General features: G+C 65.8%; 3 protein-coding genes. All 3 read left to right on the plus strand.

What is annotated here, in order from left to right; translation table 11 throughout:
* Positions 1-1092, plus strand: a 1092-nt coding sequence (locus LRF89_RS13080) for an ATP-binding protein (protein ID WP_238637346.1), incomplete at its 5' end; no start/stop codon positions are given.
* Between the two features lie 40 nt (positions 1093-1132).
* Entirely contained in the window at positions 1133-1399 is a 267-nt protein-coding gene (locus LRF89_RS13085) for a type II toxin-antitoxin system Phd/YefM family antitoxin (protein WP_096407609.1), read from the plus strand.
* Positions 1383-1769, plus strand: coding sequence for a type II toxin-antitoxin system VapC family toxin (locus tag LRF89_RS13090; RefSeq protein ID WP_238634073.1), 387 nt, complete (start codon positions 1383-1385; stop codon positions 1767-1769). Before LRF89_RS13085 ends, LRF89_RS13090 begins: the two co-directional genes overlap by 17 nt.
* The last annotated feature ends 115 nt before the right edge of the window (positions 1770-1884 follow it).

Here is a 1884-nt window from a genome sequence, read left to right on the forward strand (position 1 = left end):
GGGCCCCGCCAATCCGGCAAGAGCACCCTCGTCCGGGCGCTCTTTGCGGACCACCCCTACACCTCCCTGGAGGACCCGGACCAGCGGGAGTTCGCCACCGACGACCCGCGTGGCTTCCTCGCCCAATTTCCGGGAGGGGCTGTTCTGGACGAGGTCCAGCGCTGTCCGGCGCTGCTCTCCTACCTGCAGGGACGCGTCGACCAGAGCGGTCGGCTCGGCGAGTGGATCCTGACCGGCTCACAACAGTTCGGGATGGTCTCGGCCGTGACCCAGAGCCTCGCCGGACGAGTCGGCATGCTGGCGCTCCTGCCGTTCGCGCGCGACGAGCTCCAGGCCGCGCAGCAGCTGCCGGAGCAGCTCAACGAGGCGCTTTGGCGGGGCGGCTACCCGCCGATCTACGACCGCCCCGTGGAGCCCGCCCTCTGGTACGGCTCCTACGTCCAGACCTACCTTGAGCGCGACGTCCGTCAGCTACTCGGCGTCCGCGACCTGACCCTGTTCCAGCGCTTCCTGCGCTTGACGGCGGGACGGACCGGGCAGCTGCTCAACCAATCGGCCCTCGCCGAGGAGACCGGCGTCAGCCACAACACGATCCGGGAGTGGCTCTCCGTGCTCGAGGCCAGCTACATCATCCATCGGCTGCCGCCGCACCACAACAACTTCAACAAGCGCCTGGTCAAGACGCCGAAACTCTATATGCTCGATACCGGCTTGGCGTCCTGGCTGCTCGGGATCGAGTCTGCGCAGCAGATCGACACCCACCCGCTACGCGGCGCACTATTCGAGACTTGGGTGGTCGCCGAGCACCTGAAGGCGCGTTGGAACGCCGGACGCCCTTCCAATCTCTACTTTTGGCGCGATCGGGCCGGGCGCGAGGTCGACCTGGTGATCGAGCGCGGTGGACGCCTGCAGCCGGTGGAGATCAAGGCCGGGGCGACGGTGACCCGCGATGCCCTCCGCGGTCTGGAGCGCTGGTGCGAGCTCGCCGGCGACGAGGCCGCCGGAGCGCGGCTGATCTACGCCGGCAGCGAGGCGCGTGAGCAGCGGGGGATCCGCATCCAGCCGTGGCGCTCGGCGATGCTCGTAGTCTAGCCTAATTGCCTAAGTTCAACGTAAACACCAGCGGGGCTCCATGACAGAGACCGTCAACATCCATGAGGCCAAGACCCACCTCTCCCGCCTCCTCGATAAGGTCAGCCAGGGGGAGTCGGTCATCATCGCTCGATCGGGCCAACCGATCGCGCGCCTATCCCGTTTTGAGTCACCGCAGCCTGGAACCAGTGAGCGCGTCGGCTTCCTGAAGGGGCAGATCGAGGTGCCTGACGACTTCGACCGGCTCGGCGGGCAAGCAATCCTCGACGCCTTCCAGGGAGAGGATCCGGATGCATCTGCTCCTTGATACCCACATCCTGCTCTGGGCAGCAGCGGACTCCCCGCGACTACCTCAGCAAGCGCGAGACCTCCTCCTCGATCCGGACTATCAGCTCGCCTACAGCGTTGCGAGCCTGTGGGAGATCACCATCAAGCGCGGTCTCGACCGTAGTGACTTCCGGGTGGAGCCTTCCGTGCTCCGGCGCGAGCTCTTGGAACACGGCTACGAGGAGTTAGCGATCCGTGGCGCCCATGCCCTCGCCGTAGGCAGCCTACCGGACCTCCATAAGGATCCCTTTGACCGCATGCTGATCGCGCAGGCTGGTGTCGAGGGCTACACGCTGCTGACCAGCGATCATCAGCTCGCGCAGTATCCGGGACCTATCCGTACCGTCTAGATAGAGCCAGGCCTCGACGAGTTCGACCCCAACCCGAACAAGCGGCTCAAGTAGCCGGACTTCGTGGCCAGCGACGCTCAGCTCGATGAGAATGAACAGAAACTGTTCAAGCAGG

Origin of the sequence: Halorhodospira sp. 9621, from assembly GCF_022228055.1 — a bacterium.
Taxonomy (GTDB): Bacteria; Pseudomonadota; Gammaproteobacteria; order Nitrococcales; family Halorhodospiraceae; genus Halorhodospira; species Halorhodospira halophila_A.

Coding starts and splice junctions, on each gene's coding strand:
- LRF89_RS13085 (WP_096407609.1), top strand. CDS start 1,133: ATGACAGAGACCGTCAACATCCATGAGGCCAAGACCCACCTCTCCCGC.
- LRF89_RS13090 (WP_238634073.1), top strand. CDS start 1,383: ATGCATCTGCTCCTTGATACCCACATCCTGCTCTGGGCAGCAGCGGAC.